The sequence below is a fragment of the Desulfurellaceae bacterium genome, assembly GCA_021296095.1.
Lineage (GTDB): Bacteria > Desulfobacterota > Binatia > Bin18 > Bin18 > JAAXHF01.
In genome coordinates, this window is sequence record JAGWBB010000104.1 from 15,556 (window position 1) to 17,799 (window position 2,244).

2 protein-coding genes are annotated in these 2,244 nt (G+C 64.7%); both read right to left on the minus strand.

The window, feature by feature from the left end:
* A partial coding sequence (locus J4F42_19320) for a fused MFS/spermidine synthase (GenBank protein MCE2487669.1) occupies positions 1–1,095 on the minus strand: 1,095 nt, incomplete at its 3' end.
* Positions 1,096–1,105: 10 nt separating this feature from the next.
* Positions 1,106–2,244: TonB-dependent receptor (locus J4F42_19325; GenBank protein MCE2487670.1), on the minus strand; the 1,139-nt coding region annotated here is incomplete at its 5' end.

Consider the following 2,244-nt stretch of genomic DNA (forward strand, 5'->3'; position numbering starts at 1 on the left):
CTGCCCGGACAGCTGTCGCCAGGCCAGGGGGAAAGCCATGCCCAGAAAGATGGTCGGCAGCAGCATGACGGACGCACACAGGGCGGTCTGCGTGGCCAGGAAAACAAGCCACGAGTCGCCCCAGTCGCCACCGGCGTAGGTCTGGTACACCAGCCAGGCCAGGCTGGACAGGGGCAGTACGCCCAGCAGGCTGGACAGGGCGACCGCCCACTGGCTGCCGCCCAGCAGGGTCGCCGGGGAGGAGGTGGCCGGCAGTCGGGTGCTGATGAAACTGCCCAGGGCCAGACTCAGCAGAAAGGTGCTGAGCATCAGGCTGAACGCATAGACCGTGTTTTCGAGGATCAGCCCCAGCAGGCGTGTCCACACCACCTCGTACAGCAGGGCCGCATAGCCGGACAGGCCCAGACACACCAGGACGACCCACGGACTCAGCGCGGTCGCAGGCTGAGGGGTGTGGCGAGCAGGCGGCCGGGCCGGGGCCTCCACGCTCAGGGCTTTGTCGCGCAGCAAAAAACAGCCGACGCCGACCAGCCCATTGATCAGGGCGGCCGTAACAGTGGTCTGCCAGCTGCCCAGGCTGGGCAGCAGCACAAAGGCGGCCAGGCATGCGCCCGAGGCAGCTCCGAGCGTTGCCAGCCCGTACAGGCGGCCGGGAGTGCTCCGGCTGTGAGACGAGCCTGGCGGTAGGCAGCGGGCCAACACGGGCAGCGTGCCGCCCAGGCCGACGGCCGGCACGAGCAGGACGAGGACGCTCAGCGGCACGACCAGCCCCAGAAAATTCGGGAAAAGGAGCAGCCCGGCGTGGTCGATCAGGCGCAGTCCGGCCGGCACCAGCAGGGCTGACAGCCCGATGCCGACTTCCAGCCCGGCGTACAGCCCGAGCGGTCGCTCGGTACGGTCGGCGCGCTGCCCCAGCCACACGCTGCCCAGCGCCATGCCGGCCATGAACACGGCCAGGACTGTTCCGGTGGCCGACAGGGTATTGCCGAACTGTAGCCCGACCTCGCGCAGCCAGACGACCTCGTAGACCAGACCGGCCAGTCCCGACAGGAAGGCGCAGGCGAGGAGCCACAGGCTGAGGAGATGGGGGGACACAGGTCGCTCCTTACCAGTCATAGGTCACACCGAGCGCCAGGTTGATGCCCTCAGCCCCCAGGGAGCTGAGATGGCGCCGGTAGTAGCGGTCGAACAGGTTTTCAATCGCCGCGTGCAGGCGCAGCTTGGGCCTCAGCCGCCACGAGGCGCGGATATCAAACACGGCGTAGCCGGTAGAGCGGGGATCGGGCAAATAGGAACGGACCGGGGGGACAACCCTGTCCTGGTCGTCTACGATTTTGGCGCTCCACTCCACCCAGAATGGCCGGCGTCGAGGGATGTAGCGGATGCCGATCAGGCCCTGCTGAGGCGAAATGCTGTTGAGCGGTGCGTCGTCCGTGCGGTCAGTCCCGCGCGCATACGTGTAATGGGCAAACACATACAGGGAATCGTCCAGCACGGGTGGGGTCCAGCCGGCCTTGGTCTCGACCCCCCAGATTGTGGCTTTGCTGACGTTCTTGGCCTGATACTGATACCAGTACAGGGCCGACCGTGGCTGGAAGTCGATGAAGTCCTTGAGCTTGTTGCGGAAATAGTGGGCGCTGAGGTGCCAGCGGGGGAAGTTGAGGTGTAGCCCGGTCTCGTAGTTGAGACTCTTCTCAGGCTTGAGGCTGGGGTTGGCGGCGAAATCAACGCCGAAAAAATGCGGGCCGGCAATGAACAGCTCCCGAAACGTGGGCGTGCGAAAGCCGCGGGCGATATTCCCGGTCAGACGGACCTTGTCCGTGATGTGCAGCACGCCGCCAATCTTGGGGCTCCACTGATTGGCGCTGCGGGTGTCTTTTTCCAGGCTGCCGAGAAAGGCGTCGGTTGAGCTGGCCTGCAGCCGGTACTTGTCGTAACGGACGCCGGCGATGATGACCAAGCGGTCGAGAATGGTAATTTCGTCCTGCAAATACCAGCCGTAATTGTCGGAATGGGCGTCCGGGAACTGGGTGGTTTCGCGCGAACTGAGCAAGTCCAGCAGCCCGGCGTCGTTCAGCCCAAAGGTATTGGTATGTTGAAGCTGTTCGAACTCATCCCGGAAATATTCTAAGCCATAGGTCAGGAGATGCGCCTGATAGGGCTGGGCAAACGGGCTGGAGCCCGTGAGTTCGCTGCGCCAGGTGTCCCAGTCGAGGTCGTCGTTGATGCGTGTCTGGCTGTAGT